The organism is Paenibacillus piscarius (assembly GCF_022234545.1).
GTDB classification, from domain to species: Bacteria; Bacillota; Bacilli; order Paenibacillales; family Paenibacillaceae; genus Paenibacillus_AQ; species Paenibacillus_AQ piscarius.
Map to the genome: position 1 here is coordinate 69,739 of NZ_JAIEUI010000012.1, position 19,186 is coordinate 88,924.

The 19,186-nt window shown below is 53.3% G+C and carries 17 protein-coding genes; 13 read left to right on the plus strand and 4 right to left on the minus strand.

Features of this window, described 5'->3' with window-relative positions:
- Positions 1 to 147 precede the first annotated feature (147 nt).
- Together K1558_RS19050 and K1558_RS19055 are read left to right on the plus strand one after the other, a co-directional pair.
- Positions 148 to 1,944: a glycoside hydrolase family 2 protein gene (locus tag K1558_RS19050; RefSeq protein ID WP_238653237.1), complete on the plus strand. Its 1,797-nt coding sequence runs from the start codon at positions 148 to 150 to the stop codon at positions 1,942 to 1,944.
- A 35-nt stretch (positions 1,945 to 1,979) separates the two neighbouring features.
- Positions 1,980 to 3,095 (plus strand): glycoside hydrolase family 88/105 protein, encoded by a 1,116-nt coding sequence (locus K1558_RS19055; RefSeq protein WP_238653238.1) that lies wholly within the window; start codon positions 1,980 to 1,982, stop codon positions 3,093 to 3,095.
- 66 nt (positions 3,096 to 3,161) lie between these two features.
- On the opposite strand, the gene K1558_RS19060 is transcribed toward K1558_RS19055, so the two are convergent.
- Both K1558_RS19060 and K1558_RS19065 read right to left on the minus strand, forming a co-directional pair.
- Complete coding sequence (locus K1558_RS19060) at positions 3,162 to 5,120, minus strand: carbohydrate-binding protein (RefSeq protein ID WP_238653239.1); 1,959 nt, start codon at positions 5,118 to 5,120, stop codon at positions 3,162 to 3,164.
- Between the two features lie 241 nt (positions 5,121 to 5,361).
- The gene (locus K1558_RS19065) at positions 5,362 to 7,611 is read right to left on the minus strand and encodes an FAD-dependent oxidoreductase (protein ID WP_238653240.1); all 2,250 of its coding nucleotides are present in this window, start codon (positions 7,609 to 7,611) and stop codon (positions 5,362 to 5,364) included.
- 132 nt (positions 7,612 to 7,743) lie between these two features.
- Here K1558_RS19065 and K1558_RS19070 point away from each other — a divergent pair, with 132 nt between their 5' ends.
- From K1558_RS19070 to K1558_RS19090, 5 genes are all read left to right on the plus strand, one after another.
- On the plus strand, positions 7,744 to 8,544 hold the full coding sequence (locus K1558_RS19070; protein ID WP_238653241.1) for an AraC family transcriptional regulator: 801 nt from the start codon (positions 7,744 to 7,746) through the stop codon (positions 8,542 to 8,544).
- 119 nt (positions 8,545 to 8,663) lie between these two features.
- Positions 8,664 to 9,053 (plus strand): hypothetical protein, encoded by a 390-nt coding sequence (locus tag K1558_RS19075; RefSeq protein WP_238653242.1) that lies wholly within the window; start codon positions 8,664 to 8,666, stop codon positions 9,051 to 9,053.
- Between the two features lie 12 nt (positions 9,054 to 9,065).
- Positions 9,066 to 9,320: a cold-shock protein gene (locus tag K1558_RS19080; protein ID WP_238653243.1), complete on the plus strand. Its 255-nt coding sequence runs from the start codon at positions 9,066 to 9,068 to the stop codon at positions 9,318 to 9,320.
- 52 nt (positions 9,321 to 9,372) lie between these two features.
- Positions 9,373 to 10,404 carry a dienelactone hydrolase family protein gene (locus K1558_RS19085; RefSeq protein ID WP_238653244.1) on the plus strand — a complete coding sequence of 344 codons (1,032 nt, stop codon included), beginning with the start codon at positions 9,373 to 9,375 and terminating at the stop codon, positions 10,402 to 10,404.
- Between the two features lie 30 nt (positions 10,405 to 10,434).
- Complete coding sequence (locus K1558_RS19090; RefSeq protein WP_238653245.1) at positions 10,435 to 11,046, plus strand: uridine kinase family protein; 612 nt, start codon at positions 10,435 to 10,437, stop codon at positions 11,044 to 11,046.
- Here the strand turns inward: K1558_RS19090 and K1558_RS19095 are convergent.
- Positions 11,030 to 11,527 carry a DinB family protein gene (locus K1558_RS19095; RefSeq protein ID WP_238653246.1) on the minus strand — a complete coding sequence of 166 codons (498 nt, stop codon included), beginning with the start codon at positions 11,525 to 11,527 and terminating at the stop codon, positions 11,030 to 11,032. The genes K1558_RS19090 and K1558_RS19095 overlap by 17 nt on opposite strands.
- Before the next feature lie 174 nt (positions 11,528 to 11,701).
- Between K1558_RS19095 and K1558_RS19100 the strand changes: the two genes are divergently transcribed.
- The 6 genes from K1558_RS19100 (at position 11,702) to K1558_RS19125 (ending at position 17,757) form a co-directional block, all read left to right on the plus strand.
- Positions 11,702 to 12,448, plus strand: coding sequence for a response regulator transcription factor (locus K1558_RS19100; protein ID WP_274528655.1), 747 nt, complete (start codon positions 11,702 to 11,704; stop codon positions 12,446 to 12,448).
- The gene (locus K1558_RS19105; protein ID WP_238653247.1) at positions 12,445 to 13,380 is read left to right on the plus strand and encodes a sensor histidine kinase; all 936 of its coding nucleotides are present in this window, start codon (positions 12,445 to 12,447) and stop codon (positions 13,378 to 13,380) included. The genes K1558_RS19100 and K1558_RS19105 overlap by 4 nt, the downstream gene beginning before the upstream one ends.
- 103 nt (positions 13,381 to 13,483) lie before the next feature.
- A complete protein-coding gene (locus tag K1558_RS19110; RefSeq protein ID WP_238653248.1) occupies positions 13,484 to 14,401 on the plus strand; it encodes an ABC transporter ATP-binding protein in 918 nt (305 codons plus the stop codon).
- Entirely contained in the window at positions 14,394 to 15,080 is a 687-nt protein-coding gene (locus tag K1558_RS19115) for an ABC transporter permease (RefSeq protein ID WP_238653249.1), read from the plus strand. The genes K1558_RS19110 and K1558_RS19115 overlap by 8 nt, the downstream gene beginning before the upstream one ends.
- Positions 15,081 to 15,311: 231 nt before the next feature.
- Positions 15,312 to 16,985, plus strand: coding sequence for an ATP-binding protein (locus K1558_RS19120; RefSeq protein WP_238653250.1), 1,674 nt, complete (start codon positions 15,312 to 15,314; stop codon positions 16,983 to 16,985).
- Positions 16,957 to 17,757: a class I SAM-dependent methyltransferase gene (locus tag K1558_RS19125; protein WP_238653251.1), complete on the plus strand. Its 801-nt coding sequence runs from the start codon at positions 16,957 to 16,959 to the stop codon at positions 17,755 to 17,757. Before K1558_RS19120 ends, K1558_RS19125 begins: the two co-directional genes overlap by 29 nt.
- Positions 17,758 to 18,143: 386 nt before the next feature.
- Here the strand turns inward: K1558_RS19125 and K1558_RS19130 are convergent, their stop codons facing one another.
- A complete protein-coding gene (locus K1558_RS19130; RefSeq protein WP_238653252.1) occupies positions 18,144 to 18,989 on the minus strand; it encodes a DegV family protein in 846 nt (281 codons plus the stop codon).
- Between the last annotated feature and the right edge of the window lie 197 nt (positions 18,990 to 19,186).

Sequence of the window (19,186 nt, forward strand, 5' to 3'; positions counted from 1 at the left end):
TTGAAAATGAGAAATAACACCGATATAGCCTTGAAATAACGCTTTCATCATGATAGTATTTGCTTGCCTGCGAGGAAGATTTACGATCTAAATCACAAAAAGTTAACTTTTATTGTTGTGGACTACTAAGATGGGAGCTGAAGCTAAATGACACATAGGATGGAATATCCGCGTCCGCAGTTCGTCAGAGACGCATGGCTTAACTTAAATGGAACCTGGCAATTTGCATTTGATGACCGGAATGAGGGAGCCGCGCAGCGGTGGTTTGACCCAGGTGAGAATTTCAGCCAGACCATAGAGGTTCCCTTTGCGTTTCAGACCCCTGCCAGCGGAATACACGATACCACGTTTCATGATTATGTCTGGTATAAGCGCAATTTCACACTCGATCCGGACTGGTATCAGAAGCGGGTGATATTACATTTTGGGGCGGTAGATTACAGAGCCTGGGTGTATGTGAATGGCCAATATATCGGGATGCATGAGGGTGGGCACACTTCATTTTCGTTTGACATTACCCATGCATTGACCGGACAAGAGGAACAGGTAACCGTTCATGTGGAGGATCCTTCAACAGACGAGACGATCCCCCGGGGCAAGCAGTTCTGGATCGAGCAGCCGGAAAGCATCTGGTATACCCGTACAACAGGGATTTGGCAGACCGTGTGGCTGGAGGCGGTCAACCCTGTGCATATTCAACAGGTGAAATTTACGCCCGATTTGGATCAGGGGAGTATTGGCATAGAAGTGAAGTCTGAGGGGCATGGATCAGAAGAATTGGATTTGGAGCTTCGTATTTCTTTTGGCGGAGCACTTGTTATTCAGGACCGGGTCCGTTTGTTACAGCCTATAACACGCAGAATGGTAGATCTGTTTGGTCTGAAAATATTCCGCACCAACTTTCACCGCGCCGGCTGGACCTGGAGCCCGGAAGCTCCTAATTTGTTCGATGTGGAGATGAAGCTGTACGATCACGGAGTTGAGGTGGACTCGATAGAGTCGTATTTCGGCATGCGGAAGGTTCATACAGAGAATGGCATGGTCTACCTGAATAACAAACCGTATTACCAGAAGCTTGTGCTGGACCAGGGCTATTGGCAGGAAGGATTGCTTACCGCGCCAACGGATGAACATCTGAAGAAGGATATCGAATTAGCCAAAGAATTAGGGTTCAACGGTTGCCGGAAGCATCAGAAGGTTGAGGACCCGCGGTTTTTATACTGGGCTGACCGGATAGGGTTCCTGGTATGGGGAGAATGTGCGGCGAACGCCTCTTACAATAATGATGCTGTAGCCCGGTTAACCAAAGAATGGATCGAGATTATTGACCGTGACTTCAATCATCCCTCAATTGTGGCCTGGGTCCCGCTTAACGAGAGCTGGGGGATTCCGCTGGTGAAATCGGATAAGCAGCAGCAGTATCACAGCGTAGCCATGTATAGTCTGATTCATTCCTTGGATAATTCCCGGTTAGTCATATCGAATGACGGATGGGAAATGACCCTGACTGACATTTGTGCGGTACACAATTATCAGCACGGCAGAGCAGATGAGCCCGATAAGTATGAAGAGTTCAAGCGGATTCTTTCCACCAAAGATACCATGCTTGCTTCCAAGCCATCAGCCCGCAGTGTATATGCAGACGGATATGAGCATCGGGGCGAGCCCATCTTGTTGACTGAATTCGGGGGTATCAGCTATAAGGCTGGCGCTGACGACGGCTGGGGATATACCAGTGCACAATCTGCGGAGGATCTTGTTCAGGAATACGGAAGAATCATGAAGGCGGTGTACGCGTCCAAAATTATTTATGGCTATTGTTATACGCAGTTAACGGATGTGGAGCAGGAGATTAACGGCCTGGTTGCCTATGACCGGACACCTAAATGCGATCTGGCGTTAATTAAAGAAATTAACGATCAGTGGCATCTGCGGACCATTTAACCGGACCTACTTAATAATAAGGAGCTGATGAATTTATGACAAATGAAGTTTTGCTGCAAAAAATCGGGCTGGTCGTAGACAGGCTTATGAACCTGGGCGGCAGCGACTATGAAAAGGATAAAACCGTAGTACAGGCCGATACCAGAGTAGGGATTGTGCAACGGGATTTCGGCATTGAGGAATGGGATTGGCCTCAGGGCGTAGGCCTTTATGGTCTTTACAAGCTGCAGAGCTTTTACGGCGATACGCGCTATATGGAATTCTTTCAGAATTGGTATTCGCGTAACCTGGAGGCTGGCCTGCCTTCCAAAAACATTAATACAACCGCTCCTTATCTGCCTCTGGTGCTGCTCCTGGATCAGCTTGAGCCATCCGGCGAACTGGAAAAGCTATGCCGGGAGCATGCGGATTGGCTCATTCATGAGCTGCCCAAAACGAAAGAAGGCGGCTTCCAGCATACGGTCACTGCGATCGGCAACCGGGATGGAATTCACCTGCACAATGGACAGCTATGGATTGATACACTCTTTATGGCAGTGCTGTTTCTGAACCAGGCGGGGCGCAAGTTTAACCGGCCGGATTGGGCGCATGAGGCTGAACACCAGATTCTGCTCCATATCAAATATTTGTTCGACAAACATACCGGCCTGTTCTTCCACGGCTGGAGCTTTGAACGCAATGATAATTTCGGCAGCATCTTCTGGTGTCGAGGAAATTCCTGGTTCACGTACGGGATCGTTGATTACCTGGAAGCCTGCCAGGATTCGATTAGCCCGGGGCTCCGGCGGTTTCTGATTGATACGTATACGGCTCAGGTCAATGCTCTGGTACCCCTCCAGGCAGCATCCGGTCTGTGGCATACCGTCCTGCAGGACCCATCCAGCTATGAAGAGGTATCCGGGTCGGCCGCAATCGCTGCAGGGATTATCAAAGGCATCAAGGCCGGTATTCTGGATTCCTCCTATCAGGCTGCGGCAGACAAGGCTATTCAGGCGGTATGTCAAAATATTAGCGCAGATGGAACGGTGCTGAATGTGTCGGCCGGAACCGGTATGGGGATGGATAAGGAGCATTACAGGAACATTGCCCTTAGACCTATGGCCTACGGCCAGTCCTTGGCACTTATTGCTTTATATGAAGCGTTAAACTAAACAGCAGAAAGCCTAATCCTTGAGCATTTATGCTAATGGATTAGGCTTTTTCATACCGTTTTTATTTTATTTGAACTGGAACCAAGTTAAATTGGCTACTGTGGTTGAATCTGACTTCACAAAAGTAACATATACCGTATGGGTTCCTACTGCTGTCCCGGCACTAATCGGGATATTCTTGAGGGACCATGACTGCCATCCGCCGGTGCTTTCAGCCGTCCAAGAACCCAGCATAGTGCCTGTAGGGCTGTCCAAGTGGAATTCGATTCTTCCGCCGGAGTTCGCGGATGCAACCTTCAGATCAATACTTGTTTTCGCTGTACTGCCAAAGTCTACATTCTTAAATGCGATATAGTCGCCATTAGTCCCGGCACCCACATTCAGCCCGCCGTCAGTGCTTGACTCATAGGACAGAACGCCTGAACTAAGGTTATAGCCTTCCGCTTCAAACTTCAAAGTGTTGAATTTGGGAGCTGCCGCATAGCTGTTCGTATCTGTTATTTTCAAATCTGTCAAATTATTTACCGCCACTCCACCAACGCGAACATTATTGATTGTAACTCCCGAGACCGTAGCGGTGTCACTCCAACCCTTCATGATGGAGACTTCACCCAAAGCGCGTAAATTGATATTATTGTAGACTACATTTTTGATCGGACCGGTTTTGGCCGAAAGATCGAACCATCTGGAGTGAACACCCGATCTTGGCCAGAAGCCTTCTACATCGATATTATCAAATATGATGTTCTGTGCGGCCGGTGTGCCATACAGATGACCAACCGCTAAAGCGCGCCAGCACCGGTATACAAAAGAGTTTTTAACAACAATGCCATCCTGAAGCTGCTTCACTCCATCCCCAACCTTGAATGCTCCACATCTGCTCCAGGCCAAAGCATCATCGACAACTACATTGGACTGGTTCTCAGGAGTTCCCGGCCAGTTCGCAGCGATATCCGTAGTGGCTACATCCCAGGTCTTAAAGGAGTAGGTGTCATCCTCCGATACGGCTACAGTGTGCTTGATGAGTACGTTCTGGCTCTCTTGAATGTCTATGGCATCATTCTCATAATCCAGCTCATTGTTGTTGAAGTGCTTCGTATTCTGGAAGGTTACATTATTAGATCTTGTGACGATTGTAGCCCAGCCGCCGCTGTCTCTGATGGTTATGCCGTCAACGGTGAAGTTGCTGCACTGCAAGGGTACTAGAATATTGTTCAAATAATTGTTTGTATTCCTCATATAATGGCCATTGCCGTCAATAGTTCCCCGGCCGTATATCTTAATATTGTTGGCATTGGTTTCGGTATAAATAAACCACGTTCCATCCTTGTTCAGTGAATTCTTATGGAAATGGGTAGTGTAATCGCTTGGATTTCCTGAACCCCGTATAACCGAACCGCCCTCCAGATAAACCGATACATTGCTTTTTAGAACAATGTTACCGCTCTTGTACACGCCGGCTGGAACGTATACGATACCGCCGCCTGCTGCGTTAGCTGCATTAATGGCATTCTGTATGGCAGTTGTAGCCAATGTGGCACCGGTACTGTCAGCACCGTACTGGGTTTTAACATTGTATATCCCTGTACCGGATGAAGCCGGAACATTGGTTTCCAGCGCATCTGCCGCAATCACCAGATCCTTCAGGTTATTGATTTTGACGATAAGATAGGTTGGCGATGATAGGGTGAAGGTCAGGGTATTTCCGCTCTTGGTTGCAGTGATTCCCAAGGCTTTGGGAGAAATATTATACGTATTGATGGGCTCGCTTGCTGTAATTGTGATGGTAGTCGTACCTGAAAAAGAGAAATTACAATAATTATAGTTTACAAATACCTCCGAAGTGTCGATTACCGGTATATTGGTAGAGTCTGCTGTGACCGTGTATTGATTGGTCGTGGTATAAATCGACGGTAACGGATAGCTTACAATGGTACCCGCCGCGCTTGCTGTCCAAGGAGTGACAGCTACAAGACTGGCTAGCATACAAACAATTAAACTTAATAACCTTAGCCGTTTTAACATAAATGAACACCTCTTTCATATTATTTTGGAAAATACTATCTGTCCCTTCTGTATTCGCTTACAAACCTGATTATAGATTGATAGGCGCATCAGGATAAGGCGGGTAATCCCACATTAAGGGCAGATTTCTGCAGCAGCTGTATACAGCAAAAGGAGGTAATCTCCGCCCTGCGGAAATCCCTCCCCTGCACATTCTTATTCTTTTCCAAAAAATGCAGTGTGAAGCCGAATCAATGCTACCTTAACCGTACACCCGCACCTCAATAATCTCCGCATACTCACTGCCGTTGGTCTCCAGGACCACTACCCGCAGGCGGTCAGCGGTTACTGCTTCGTTCAGCGTGTGTACCCGCTTGCGCTTATAGTTGCCCTGAGCCTCTGCAACCACCGTCCATTCCCCGCCGATATGGGCTTCGATCCGGTAATCCTTGACCAGTGTAGGCAGAATCTCAGCCTCTGTGATATGGTGATGCAGGTTGATCAGGTCCTCGTTGACATCGTCGTTGAAGGTAACGTGAACCTCGCGCAGAGTTACCGGCTCGTTCCAGGCCAACTCCAGCCACTCCGGCCTCCCGGAGGCCATCCGGTCTGAGGACCACAGATGCGGGCCGCCGTATGGACGGAGGTAGCCGTCAATCACTTTGTCCGCCGCCAAGGCGCGGGTGGTACTGGACAGGCGGAGGCAGGGAGCGCCCTGGTCAAATTTCTTTTTGTCCCACAGCACTACAGGCTGGGCGGGTTGATCCGCGAAATCCCGCGAGGCTGCGGGAGTGTCGCTATGACCGTAGGCAAGCATCCCCGAAGCGGACTCATCTGCGATATGCAGGGACAGTGCAGCGTTAGCCTTCACGACCAGGAACGCGTTGCGCGGCGTCTCCGGCTTCCATTGCAGCGGGAGCTTCACCCACTGCGCGGGTCCGGCCTGAACAGGAGCGGATACGGACTGAACCAGCGTATGGGGAACGTAGTTCTCCATACGTCCAGTCTCCCATAGTTCGACGGTCAGTTCTGTTGCCTTGGCTGCATCGATCAGCAGCTCGATCCCGTCCAGCTCAGGATCAACCGGAACGGTGATGCCGATGTTATGGGTAAGCGGTGCGCTGAACGCTGAAGCCTCCACGCTGAACCGGCTACGCTCGCTGGAAGCGCTGACCGCGGCCGCCAACGCCAGATCGGCTGCATCCTCGTTGCGCAGCCCGAGGACAGAGGCATCCTGGCGGAGCAGCGTCTGCTGCAGCTCCTTCAGGTGCGCCGCCTGCAATTCGCGCGGCGTGATTCCCTTGGCGGCGCAGAGTGCCGCGCCGGTGCCTGCAGCTTCGCCGATGACCGCGCAGGTAGCCATGACGCGGGTCGTGCCGAACGCTACATGCGTAGCACTGATGTCGCGGCCGGCCATCAGCAGATTGCTGACGTTCACCGAATACAGCGAACGGAACGGGATGTGATAGTTGCCGTCCGAGTACATATGCTTTGAGCCTGATTCTGTAGCGTACACGCCCTGCGGCGGATGCAGGTCAATGGACCAGCCGCCGAAGGCTACGCGGTCCGCGAATTCACGCTGGGCCAGGATATCGTTCTGATTCAGAATATAATCGCCGATGAACCGGCGGTACTCGCGCTTGCCTGGAATCGAACCGACCCATTCCAGCGTCATGTTGTCCGCGTCGAATTTGCCGGAGTTCTTAATATAGTCCCAGATCCCGTAGATGACAGACCACAGCTCGTCGCGGATGGCCTCATTGTCATGAACGGTATCCTGCTCCCCGCCGAATTCAATCCACCAGTAGGCGCAGCCATTGTCACCGCTGCGGATGATGCGGCGCTCAGTAATCGAGGTCTGGGTAACATCGATAGCCATAGCCGGAGCTATATATTTGACCGGGTGACCGGCGTCCTTGGTGTAGAAGAGCAGGGTACTGCCCAGCGTAATGTCATCAGGCGTCTCCGGTGCCCATTCTTCATTGAATTCCCCGCGCGCTTCGCGGCCGAGCCGGAATTCGGCTCCTGCCAGGAAGCCTACCAGGCCATCCCCCGTACAGTCCAGGAACACCGCGCTTTCAAAAGTAATTCTCCGCTCCGAGCCCATCATCCACCCGGTCACGGACCGGATGCTCCGCTGGCCGCTGCCATCCTCGTAAGCATCCACCTCATGTACATCCGTATTCAGGAATAACTGAATATTTGGTTCGGCCTTAACCGCCTCAAGCACGACCATATCCCACAGATACGGATTGCCGTCTTTGTTGCGGTACTGGTTCTCCACAAACAGCTCGCCCATGATCCCCGTCTCACGGGCATACCGGTGAGTGCCGTGCGAGGTTGCGCCGCATACCCATACCCGCACCTCACTGCTGGAGTTACCGCCCAGCACCGGCCGGTTGTTAATTAGCGCCACGCGCTGGCCGAGCCGGGCTGCTGCAATCGCTGCACATACCCCTGCCAGTCCGCCGCCCACCACAGTTACATCCGTATTAACGGTTTCACTACGCATTGTTGAACCACTCCTTTGAAGTATGTTAATATATCCGTAATTTCATGATAATTGATTTAATATTCAATTAACATGCATGTAATTTCTGATAATATATACTTTATTTCATCGATGTTATAAGGGGAGGCAGATATGCGTACACACTGGTCCGTCCAGCCGGCAACCTACCTCTATTGGGAGCAGAAGGAGCATTTTCTGCTGGAGCATGACACATACCCGGTCTGGACGATCTTTGCGGTCGAGCAAGGACAATTCGCTTACCGGTTCGGAGAACATGAAGGAGAGGGCGGATTCGGGGACCTGATTGTATGTCCGCCCGGCACGGCTTTTTACCGGAGAACACTCACCGCACTAACCTTCCATTTCATTCAGTTTATATGGGAGGAGCCGGGGAAGCCGGAAGAAGACGCCTTGCTGGCAGGCCGGTGGACCATCCGGGACGTAGAGCGTCTGAGTTCGACGTACCGTTATCTGCGGAGCATCGGCAGGGGAGTGCAGGGGGAGCCGGTGCTTGGCCGGATGAAGCATATGATTGAGGATCTGTGGCGGCTGCTTGAGATCGAATACAACCGGGCTGCACAGGACAAGCTCACTGAAGGCAATCATCCCGGCCCGCAGATGCAGCAGGCAAGACAATGGCTGGAGGATCATGGCTGTACCGCTTCTATGAGCATGAGTCATTTGGCCCGGCTGCTGGACCTTACCCCGGTTCAATTGACAAGACAATTCCGGTCCGCCTATGGGACAACTCCTTCGGAATTCGTGACCGGACTGCGGCTCAGGGCAGCCTGCCGGCTGCTGGAGGATTCCACGCAATCCATTGATCTTATTGCCCAGCAGTGCGGCTATGAGAACGGCTTCTATCTGAGCCGGGTGTTCACAGCGAAGCTGGGGATTACACCATCGCAATACCGCAGGCAGCACCGCTTATAATCCTGATTGGCCTGAACTCAGCCCATGCCGTGGAAGATTCGTTTTTTGTTAGGAAATAAGCTTCCATAGTTGTGTTAAGATATGAATATACAGATAAAGGAAGGAAAGGGGGCTAAGGAGTGCCTAGATCCAGACAGACCTGCTTCGTGCTGGTGTCAGTCTTGCTGCTGTTGTTGGTAACAGGCTGCGGCCCGTCCAGAGCAGAGGTGATGGAGAAGCTGGTATCCAAGGAAGAGAATAAGCTCCATATGCATTTATTCTCGGATTCACAGGATTGGCCTGCGGAGGTCAATGAGATCTATAACAATGAGCCTGTCCTGCTTGAGCATATTAAGCAAGTGAGTGTTCATTACGAGGAGAATAAGCTGAAGTGGCTGAAGGCGCTGGGGCTGGAGGAGAAGCGGCCAATGATTGTTATTGTTGACGGCAAGCAACTGGTGTACCACACCAGCGATCCCGGCAAGCTGAAGGAGTTCGCAGATATTCTGGCAGCCAGTCCAAACCAATAAGGAGGCATCCCGATGGCAGAGCGAAGATGCGGAATAGTCAAATGGTATAAGGCGGATGAAGGATACGGGCGGATTATGCTGGACGGGCAGGACGGGGAGCATGTCTTTGTGCATTTCAGCGAGATTCTGCCGGACCCACTTAAGGGGCCGCAGGGCTTCAGATTCCTGGAGGAAGGGCAGCAGGTGGCTTTTGATTTATGCGAATTCCCGAACATCTCAGATTCCCAGTATCGGACAGCTAAGAATGTGCGGGTGCTGGAGGATTAGAGCTGGCAGGCGTTTTGGATAAAAAATACAGATGAACGGGGGACCCACGCTAATGGAGTCACTGGAACACTATATGAAGCAGCTCACCGCTGCTGCCGCGCAGAGCGCAGCTTTCCATAAGGAGCTGCCCTTCGGAGAGTGGCGGGCCGCTCTTGCTGAGAGGTTCGCGAAGCGGCTGGGCGGCTTCCCCGCGCAGTCGGCGGCGCTTGCACCGGTACGGCTGGAGCGGACCGTCTGCAGCGGATACATACGTGAACGTGTAGAGATCACTACTTATGACGGACTAAGAATGCCGCTCTACCTGCTGCTTCCGCAGGAGCCGGTCTCTTCCCCCTGCCCGGCAGTGCTTGCCATCCACGGACACGGCTATGGCAGCCGGGAGATTACCGGCTTGAACCCGGACGGGTCGGAGCGCACGGGCGACCCGGGGCTGCATAAGGATTTTGCCGTCTCGCTGGTTAAGCAGGGCTTCGTGGTTGCTGCACCGGAGATGCTTGGCTTCGGAGACAGACGGCTGGCCGAGGATGCGGAGAGCGGCGAACCCGGCCGCAATTCCTGCTTCCGTCTGTCCTCTGCGCTGTTGCTGGCGGGACAGACGATGGCTGGTTACCGGATCTTTGAGACGATGCGGGCGCTGGATTATGTGCAAACCCGCGAAGAGGTAGACGGCGGCCGGATTGGCATCATGGGTATTTCCGGCGGCGGGCTGGTGGCCGGCTTCACGGCTGCTCTGGATGAACGGATTCGCTGCGCGGTGGTCAGCGGGTACGCCAGTACGTTCGCTGACAGCATACTTGCGCGGAATCATTGTCTGGACAATTACATCCCGGGAATTCTGCTGGAGGCAGAGATGCCGGATCTGCTCGGCTTAATCGCTCCCCGCAGCCTGTTCCTGGAGTCGGGGGACCGCGACCACCTGTTCGGACCGGAAGCCGTCCGGGCAGCGTTAACCAGGCTGAAGGAAATTTACAGTACAGCGGGCGGCGAGGGGCAGGTTGAAGCTGACTTCTTCAGCGGCGGCCATGAGATTCATGGCGGACCGGCCTATGCGTGGCTGCGGCGGCAATTAGTTCAATTTATATAGTTCGGCAGAATTAAGGAGGACAGACATCAAATGGAACAGGACTTACAACGGATAACCGATTGGATCGGCGGTCAGTCAGAGCGGGTGATTATAGGCATCTCGGGTCACGGTGCCTCTGGCAAAACGACGTTTGCCGGAGAGCTGATCCGCCGCCTGGGGGAGGAGAATGTAAATGTTCTGAATACTGACCCCTACATTATAGGGTCAGATCTCAGAAAGTACGCCAAGATCGAATATGAATATGGCGGCGGACATTACCGCGACAAAATGACCGCCTGCCATCCGTCCGCGCATCACGTAACGGCGCTGGAGCGGGACATCCGGATGCTGCGGGACGGGCTGGAGCTGTATTCGATAGGAACCTATTATGCGGGGAGCACACCGCTCACACCTGACCGCAGGATTAATATTGTCGAAGGCATGAGCGTGGCGTTCACGGACCCGGCTCTATATGATCTCACAATCTATCTGTACACCGATGGCGAGACCGAGCTGGAACGCAGAGGGGTCCGTGATGTGGCCGAGCGGGGGACGGAGCTTCAGTACCTGCTGAAATCCCATGAGCAGCGCAGAATTCAATATGAATTATTCATGCATCCCTATCATAAGAGCTTCGATATCGTGATTAAGAATCAGTCTTGACGGCCTGAACCGTCTTCAGAAACTTCTCAATCTGTTTCTTGTGGTGCTTGTCATGCGGAAGGAAACCGCGCAGATGCTTGCGGATGCTGAAGGGTTTGCCGTCACCATCCTTGTAGGTCTGCTCCAGCGCTTCATCGCTCAGGGAAGCAGCATACCCGGTGATTATGCGCCGGTAAAGGACAAACTGGCGGATTGCTTCCTCTGCGGTCACAGTTTCCGCATAGCGTATGGCATTGGCGTTGAATTCGTTGAAATTCAGATGCTGTGAGGTCAGCGGACGTCCCTCCCGGATGCTTACAAAAGCCGCTTCATAGAAATACTTGTCCCATAGCATCAGGTGACACAACAGGTCTTTAAGAGACCATTTGCCTGGCTCCAGCGGTGTATCCCAGATGCTGGCTTCCAGATGATCCAAAGATTCAATGTAAGGGATCAGAGATTCATATTCCTGAATAAGCTGCGTGTTGGTTTTGGCTGCCACGATGATTCCACCTTCTCAATAAATTTGGAATAAGTGCTATATAGTCTACTGTACCTTAAGTAACCTGACGGCAGTCTGTCAGGTTTGGCAGAACCGGTGAATCCGCTAGGGTAGAACCGGTATGAACAGTGGTATAATCTACGGATAGAATGTCAGTCATACAGGAGGTTCATTATGCAGCAGAGAGTGCTGCTGATTGAGGATGATGAAGCAATCAGCGAGATGGTCAGCTCTTATCTAATCAGGGAAGGCTATGAAGTGGATACTGCTTACGACGGAGAGGCAGCGGTCAGCAAGTTCCTTGGCAGCCCGGCATATGATCTGGTCCTGCTGGATCTGATGCTGCCGAAGCGCAGCGGTACGGATGTGCTGCAGATCATCCGCGGCGGCAGTCTGGTGCCGGTGCTGATTATGTCGGCGAAGGACAGCGATGTGGACAAGGCGCTGGGGCTGGGCTTCGGCGCGGATGATTACATCACCAAGCCGTTCTCGATGATTGAGCTGGCGGCCCGGGTGAAGGCGGCGATCCGCCGGGCGGGTTATGCCGCTGCCGGAAGCCAGGCGGCAACTGGCAGCCTCGCGCCGTCCGGTGCAGAGACAGAGCCGGAACCGAATGTGATTACTCGGGGCGGATTAACCGTGGATCTCGATAACTTTGCTGTGCGCAAGAACGGGGAGGAAGTGAAGCTCACGGCCAAAGAATTTCATATCCTGAAGCTGTTCGTAAGCAGCCCTGGGCGGGTCTTCACCAAGGCGCAGATCTATAGTCTGGTCTGGGAGGAAGACTATTTCGGCGACGAGAACGTTATTAATGTACATATGCGCAGACTGCGCGAGAAGATTGAGGATGATCCCTCCCATCCGGTATATATCCGGACCCTGTGGGGCATCGGCTACAAGCTGGGGGATCTGCCGCAATGATTACCCTGCTGTCCATTCTTGTTGTGATCCTGCTGCTGGTGATCCTGCTGCAATACCTGAACATGCGCAAGCACTCACGCCAGCTTGATTATATTCATCATAAGCTGGAACGCATCCTCGGGCAGGGTACACATGAACGGCTCCTGATGATGAGTGATAGCCCTCAGGTGCAGCAGCTGCTGACCGACCTGAACCGGCTGATGGATATCAACTATCAGGGGGCAGCGCAGCGCGCCCGGCTGGAGAAGTCGATGCGGAGTATGCTGGCCAATGTGTCCCATGATCTGAAGACCCCGTTAACCGTGGTGCTGGGATATATTGAGACGCTGCTGCATGATGAGACGGTCTCTGCGGAGGAGCAGCAGCGTATTATGCGGACCATTCACGCCAAGGCTGGCGAGGTCATTACACTGATGAACCGTTTCTTCGATCTGGCCAAGCTGGAGTCGGGGGACCGGGACATTACGTTATCCCGGATCGAGCTGGGCGAGGTATGCCGCCGCAATATTCTGGCCTTCTACGACCTGCTCAGTGCCAAGGGCGCTGAGGTGGAGATCGAGATTCCCGATGAACCGCTGTATATCATGGGCAATGATGAGGCGCTGGACCGGGTGCTGTCCAACCTGCTGTCCAACAGCATTAATTACGGCGATGCCGGCGGAGTGCTGGGTCTGAAGCTCTACGCGGATGCCGGACGGGTATACATCGAGGTCTGGGACCGGGGCAAGGGCATCGCTGAGGGCCATGAGGACAAGGTGTTTGAGCGCTTGTACACACTGGAGGATTCGCGCAACCGCGATTACCAGGGCAGCGGGCTGGGACTGACCATCTCGAAGCGGCTGACCGAGCATATGAACGGAACGATTACGCTGAGCAGCCAGCCGTATGTGCGGACGGCGTTTACGCTTTCTTTTCCCCGGCAGACCTTCTGAGGCTTCTTAAGAATTAAGTAAGATTTCAGTAAGATAAAAGCAAATTCCGCCCTGTAGAATCAGTATCAGGAAGACAAACAAGAGGCTAAAGGGGATAACGGAAATGACGACGATACTGCGGACATGGGATTTAACCAAGGTCTATCAGGATAAGGAAATCGTAAGCAGTGTGAACATGCAGATCAGACAGGGAGAGATTTACGGATTCCTGGGACCCAACGGCGCCGGCAAAACGACCGTGATGAAGATGATCACGAACCTCGTGAAGCCGACTGCGGGAGAGATTGAATTCTTCGGTGAAAAGATGACCGCCCGCTCCTACGAAATGCTGAAGCGCATGGGCAGCATCATTGAATACCCGGTGTTCTACGACAAGCTGAGTGCCCGCGAGAATCTGGCGCTGCACGGAGAGTATATGGGCTTTTATGATGCCAACGCGGTAGAGGAAGCACTTGAGCTGGTCAAGCTGAGAGCCGTGGACAGTAAGCCTGTGAAGAACTTCTCCCTGGGGATGAAGCAGCGGCTGGGCATTGCCAGAGCGGTGATGACGAAGCCGGAGCTGCTCATACTGGACGAACCGATCAACGGGCTGGACCCGCTGGGCATTATGGAGCTGCGCGAGGTGTTCCGCATGTTAAGCCGGGATTACGGGATGACCCTGCTGATCTCCAGCCATCTCCTGGGTGAGATTGAGCAGATTGCTGATACGGTCGGCGTGATCCGAGATGGCAAGCTGGTCGAGCAGGTGGCGATGGATACGATCCGCAGCCAGAATACACAGTACATTGAACTGATTACAGGGGAGAGCACGAAGGCGGTATATGTTCTATCGCACAAGCTGGGTCTGACCAACTTCAAGGTGCTGGACCCGCGCACCATCCGCATTTATGAGGATATCCCGCAGCTAACACTGAGCAAGGCACTGCTAGAAGCCGAGGTCAGCCTGGAGAGCCTCAGCAAGAAGCATCATTCTCTTGAAGATCATTTCGTGGAACTGATGGGAGGTGCCCGCCATGCTTAAGCTGATGCGGCTCGAGCTGCGCAAGAGCAAGTTCGCTTTTCTTAAGGGTGTGTTGATTGCGGACCTGGCGATTCTGGGATTTATGCTTCTAATCGCATTTACGGGCATGAATGAAGGGGACTTTGAGAGTTACAACGATTTGTTCCAAGGGGTGTCTGTGTTTGTCAAAGCGACCTATATCATCTTCGCCTCCGTTCTGATCAGCAAGCTGGTCATCGACGAGTATAAGAGTAATACCATCACAGTGCTGTTCATGTACCCCGTACCGCGTAAAATGCTCATGGCAGCCAAGCTGATTATTGTCTTTCTATTCACCTTCTTAAGTATTTGGCTGTCTAATATAGCGATCAGCGGTATTCTTGCAGGTGTCGGTTATTTCCTGCCCAATGTCATTCAAGGAGTGCTGACACAGAAGCTGTTGCTTACCCACCTGATGACAGCTGGAGCGGATGCACTCTATGCGGCCGGCATCGGACTGATTCCGTTATTCTTCGGAATGCGCCGCAAATCGGTACCGGCGACGATTGTCTCCGCTGTCCTGATCGTCATGCTGATCTCCTCCGGCTTCGGCGAATTCCGCATGGGCAATCTGCTCGGAATTTCGGTCACGCTTGCCCTGGCCGGTGCGTTCATAGCCTATCTGTCAATCCGCAATATCGAGCATCAGGATGTAGGTTAAGCCTGCATCAGCTGCCTCACTGGTCAAGTACACAACCGTGCAATCCTCTTGGGGGACTGGACGGTTGTGTGCTTGTTGCGGCTGCTTAAAAGCGATGTTTTGGTGGCGACCGGCTGCAATTTTTTTGCTATAATAATAACTAATTCAGAGCAGTTCTACATAATCAGACTGGTTCTGCAGTCTTCGGATATTTCATTACAGCTAAGCTTGGAGCAGCAGAGGAGGTGGGCTATGATTAAAGATTGGGCTTCTATATTGGACCGGGCGGTTGCGGGAGACAGTGCTTACCGGGCATTGTATGACCATCATCCGGACCTCATTATTGTACTGGACCGGCAGGGGCGATACATCGACAGCAACCGGCTGCTAAGTGCCGGCGATGCCGTCAGGCTGAACGGCTGGCGCCTGCATTATCCCGGAGAGCGTTCTTTCGCCTCCGCACTCTCTGGCATTGCTGCCAGCTTCGAGCTGGAGGTTGAAGCGCCGGAAGACCGCCGGGGCAATACCGGTGGAGCAGGGGTAACGGTGCAATATGTTCCGCTTCACACGGAGGAAGGCATTGCCGGAATTTTTGCGGTCCTCCACGATCCGGGTAACCGGCCCGTCTCCCTGCTGCTGGAGAGCTGGATCGCCATGGGTACTTCCCCGGGAAATACCGGACGAGGCGGACAGATGCAGGAGGAATGGACGGACGGGAATGCCGGCAGAGAGGAGGATCAGGGAACGCTGCCGCTGTCCGAATTCAACTTCGAGATGGCAGAGGACAAGCGGCTTAGCCTGATTCTGAACTCTGTCGCAGCCGGCATCTTCGGACTGGATACGCTGGGCCGGACGATCTTCATTAACCGTGAGGGAGCACAGATGCTGGGCTATGAGCCTGAAGAGCTGGCCGGGCAGCCGATGATGCAGATGATCCATTATATCCGCGGGAGCAGCGCAGGCCATTCGCCGCTGGAATGCCCGATTATGCTGACCGTGCAGGACGGGATGACCCGCAGCAAGGCGGATGAAATCTTCTGGCGCAAGGACGGCACCAGCTTCTTCGTGAATTACCGGATTGCTCCGCTATTGGACAGAGGTATTATCTGCGGTGTGGTGGTCTCCTTCAGCGATATTACGAACGAGCGGGAGATTCTCCGCGCCAAGGAATCGGCAGAGCAGGCCGCCCAGGCCAAGTCCGACTTCCTGGCAATGATGAGCCATGAGATCCGCACGCCTATGAACGGAATGATCGGCATGGCTGACCTGCTGCTGGAGACGGAGCTTGAAGAGGAGCAGCGCAGCTATGCCGAGATTCTGCGCAGCAGCAGCTACAGCCTGCTGCAGATTCTCAATGATATTCTGGACTTCAGCAAGATGGAAGCCGGCAAAATGCCGCTGCAATCCGAACGCTTCGACCTGCGCGAGATGCTGGAGGGCGTCATCGACCTGTTCACACCGAAGGCGGAGGAGAAGAAGCTCTCCCTGCGCTGGTGGGCCGATACCACCGTACCGGATATAGTAACCACAGACCCGAGCCGTCTGCGGCAGATCATCGTCAATCTGGTTGGCAACGCACTGAAGTTCACCGATCAGGGCAGTGTCACCCTGTCGGTGAAGAATATTCCGCTCCCGGCCTCGCCGGAATATCTGCTGGAATTCTCCGTTCGCGATACCGGAGTAGGTATTGCTGACAGCAAGCTGAATCTGCTCTTCCAGTCCTTCTCCCAGCTTCACCCGTCCATTAACCGCAAGTACGGCGGTACCGGGCTGGGGCTGGCGATCTGCAAGCAGCTGGTGGAGCTGATGGGCGGAACGATCTTTGTGGAGAGTGAGGAGGGCCGGGGGTCGATCTTCCGGTTTATGCTGCCTTTTGTGAAGGAGGAGGCGGAGTTATATGCAGGAACAGATGTCGAGTACGAATAAAGCAGCCTGGGAATCCAAAGCCTATCAGGCCTGGACGCAGCACCATGGAGCACCTGATGAGCTTGCCGAACGATTGAAGCAGGACCCTACATATAAGCTGCGGTACTGGTTGAAGTACACTGGCGAGCCTTCCGGGCTCAAGGTGCTGAACCTGCTTGGCTCCCACGGCATGAAGGCCATTTGCTTCGCGCTGCTGGGGGCTGAAGCCACAGTTGTAGATATCTCAGAGGAGAACCGCTTATATGCCTGCGAGGTTGCAGAAGCAGCTGGGGTCAGGTTGAACTACATTTGTGCAGACGTCATGAATATTCCCGCAGAAGAAGCGCTGGGGACGTTCGATGTGGTGCTGATGGAGTTTGGAGTGTTGCATTATTTCACGGATTTGAATGCTGTGTTTGCATTGGTCCGCAGAAGACTGAAGCCAGGAGGGCGGCTCTTGCTGACCGATTTCCATCCGTTCGCCAGAACCTGGCTGACCACCAAGACACTTCACCAGCCTACAGGGGCATATTTCGATGATTCCCTTCATCAAGGTGAGGTTGCTTACGCCAAGCTGCTTCCCGAAGAGGAGCGTTCCGGGCTGCCGCAGGTAGTGACGCGGAGCTGGACGCTGGGGGACATCCTGACCTCCGTAGCTTCCCAAGGGTTATCAATCCGCGCCTTTGAAGAGATCCCCAGCGCCGAAGACCCGAGATTCCCCGAATTCTACACGCTGGTTGCCGATGCTGTAGAGGGTCCGCTCAGCCTGTTATATCCTGGTAGGACAACATAATAGTATCCAGCAAAAAACAGCAGGTCTCTATTTGGGGACCTGCTGTTAGCTTGAAGCAAGTGGGTGGAATGTATGCGAAAAAGCGAATACAATGGGCGTGGCGGAGGCGCATGGGCCGAATGTAATCGAAAAACCGATCACATTTGGAGCGGGGGCGGCGTGTAGGCCAAATGTAATCGAAAAACCGATCACATTTGGACTGGGAGCAGCGAATGGTCCGAATGTAATCGAAAAACCGATCACAATTGGAGCGGGAGCGGCGCATGGTCCAAATGTAATCGAAAAACAGCATACATTGTGCTCGCGTGAAGGTAATCTTATTCATACGTTAGGGTGATTTTGTTCTTGGAAGAATGTAGTCGAAATACCGAATACATGTACCCGTACTAACGCATATACATCAGGCCTACGGTAGCGGGCCCGCAGTGGCTGCCGATGACACAGCCGGCATGAATGACGGCGATTTCCTTAACCCCGGTCTGTCTCCGCAGCGCCGTCTCCAGGTACTTGGCGTCCTCATCGGCTAGCGTATGGGCGACGATCAGCAGCTCTGTATCCATGTCGGCGGCATTCGCCAGCGCATGCTGGAGCATCTGCTCGACCGCCTTCTCCTTCTTGCCGCGGATGCGGGCAACCGGCACAATGGCTCCGTCCACCAGCCGCAGGACCGGACGGATCTTCAGCAGGCTGCCGATGAAGTTCTGCATCCCCGAGCAGCGGCCGCCCATGTATAAGTAGTCCAGTGTGTCGACCACGAATTCCGATTCCACCCGGCTGCGGGCTGCGGTGATCATCGCTGCGATGTCGGCGGCACTCTGGCCCTTGGCGGCAGCGCGGGCAGCCTTCATGACCAGCAGCGCAATACCGCCGCACAAGGTCTCCGAATCGACAACATGCACCCGGCCTTCCGGGAATTCACCCGCGGCCAGGAGTGCATTCTGATATGTAGAGGATAGAGCAGACGACAGGCTGATGTATACGATATCATGGCCGCTGTCAATCACCGGCTGAAAAGCAGTGATGAAGTCACCGGGGGAAGGGGCGGCTGTCTTGGGCAGAGCGCCTCGCGCGGCCACCCGGCGGTACACTTCCTCAGGGGTAATCTCTACCCCATCCTTGAGTGTGCCTTCCTCAAAAACGACATATAACGGAACAATGCCGATATCATACGTGTCCTTCCAGCCTTGAGGCAAATCGGAAGTGCTGTCTGAAAAGATTTTTACGATAGACATGAATATCTCCTTCACCAATCTCGGATGAGAATACACTAGATTAAGACCCTATAATCTGTTCATTATACCAAGCTTATGGTGAATCTCAAAACAAAAATAATGTAACCTGCCTGACACACAGCGCCCCCGTCCATGCCAAAAACGGCCTCACCGTCCATGTTAGACAGCGATGCCGTTCCCGGATACCACATCCAGCC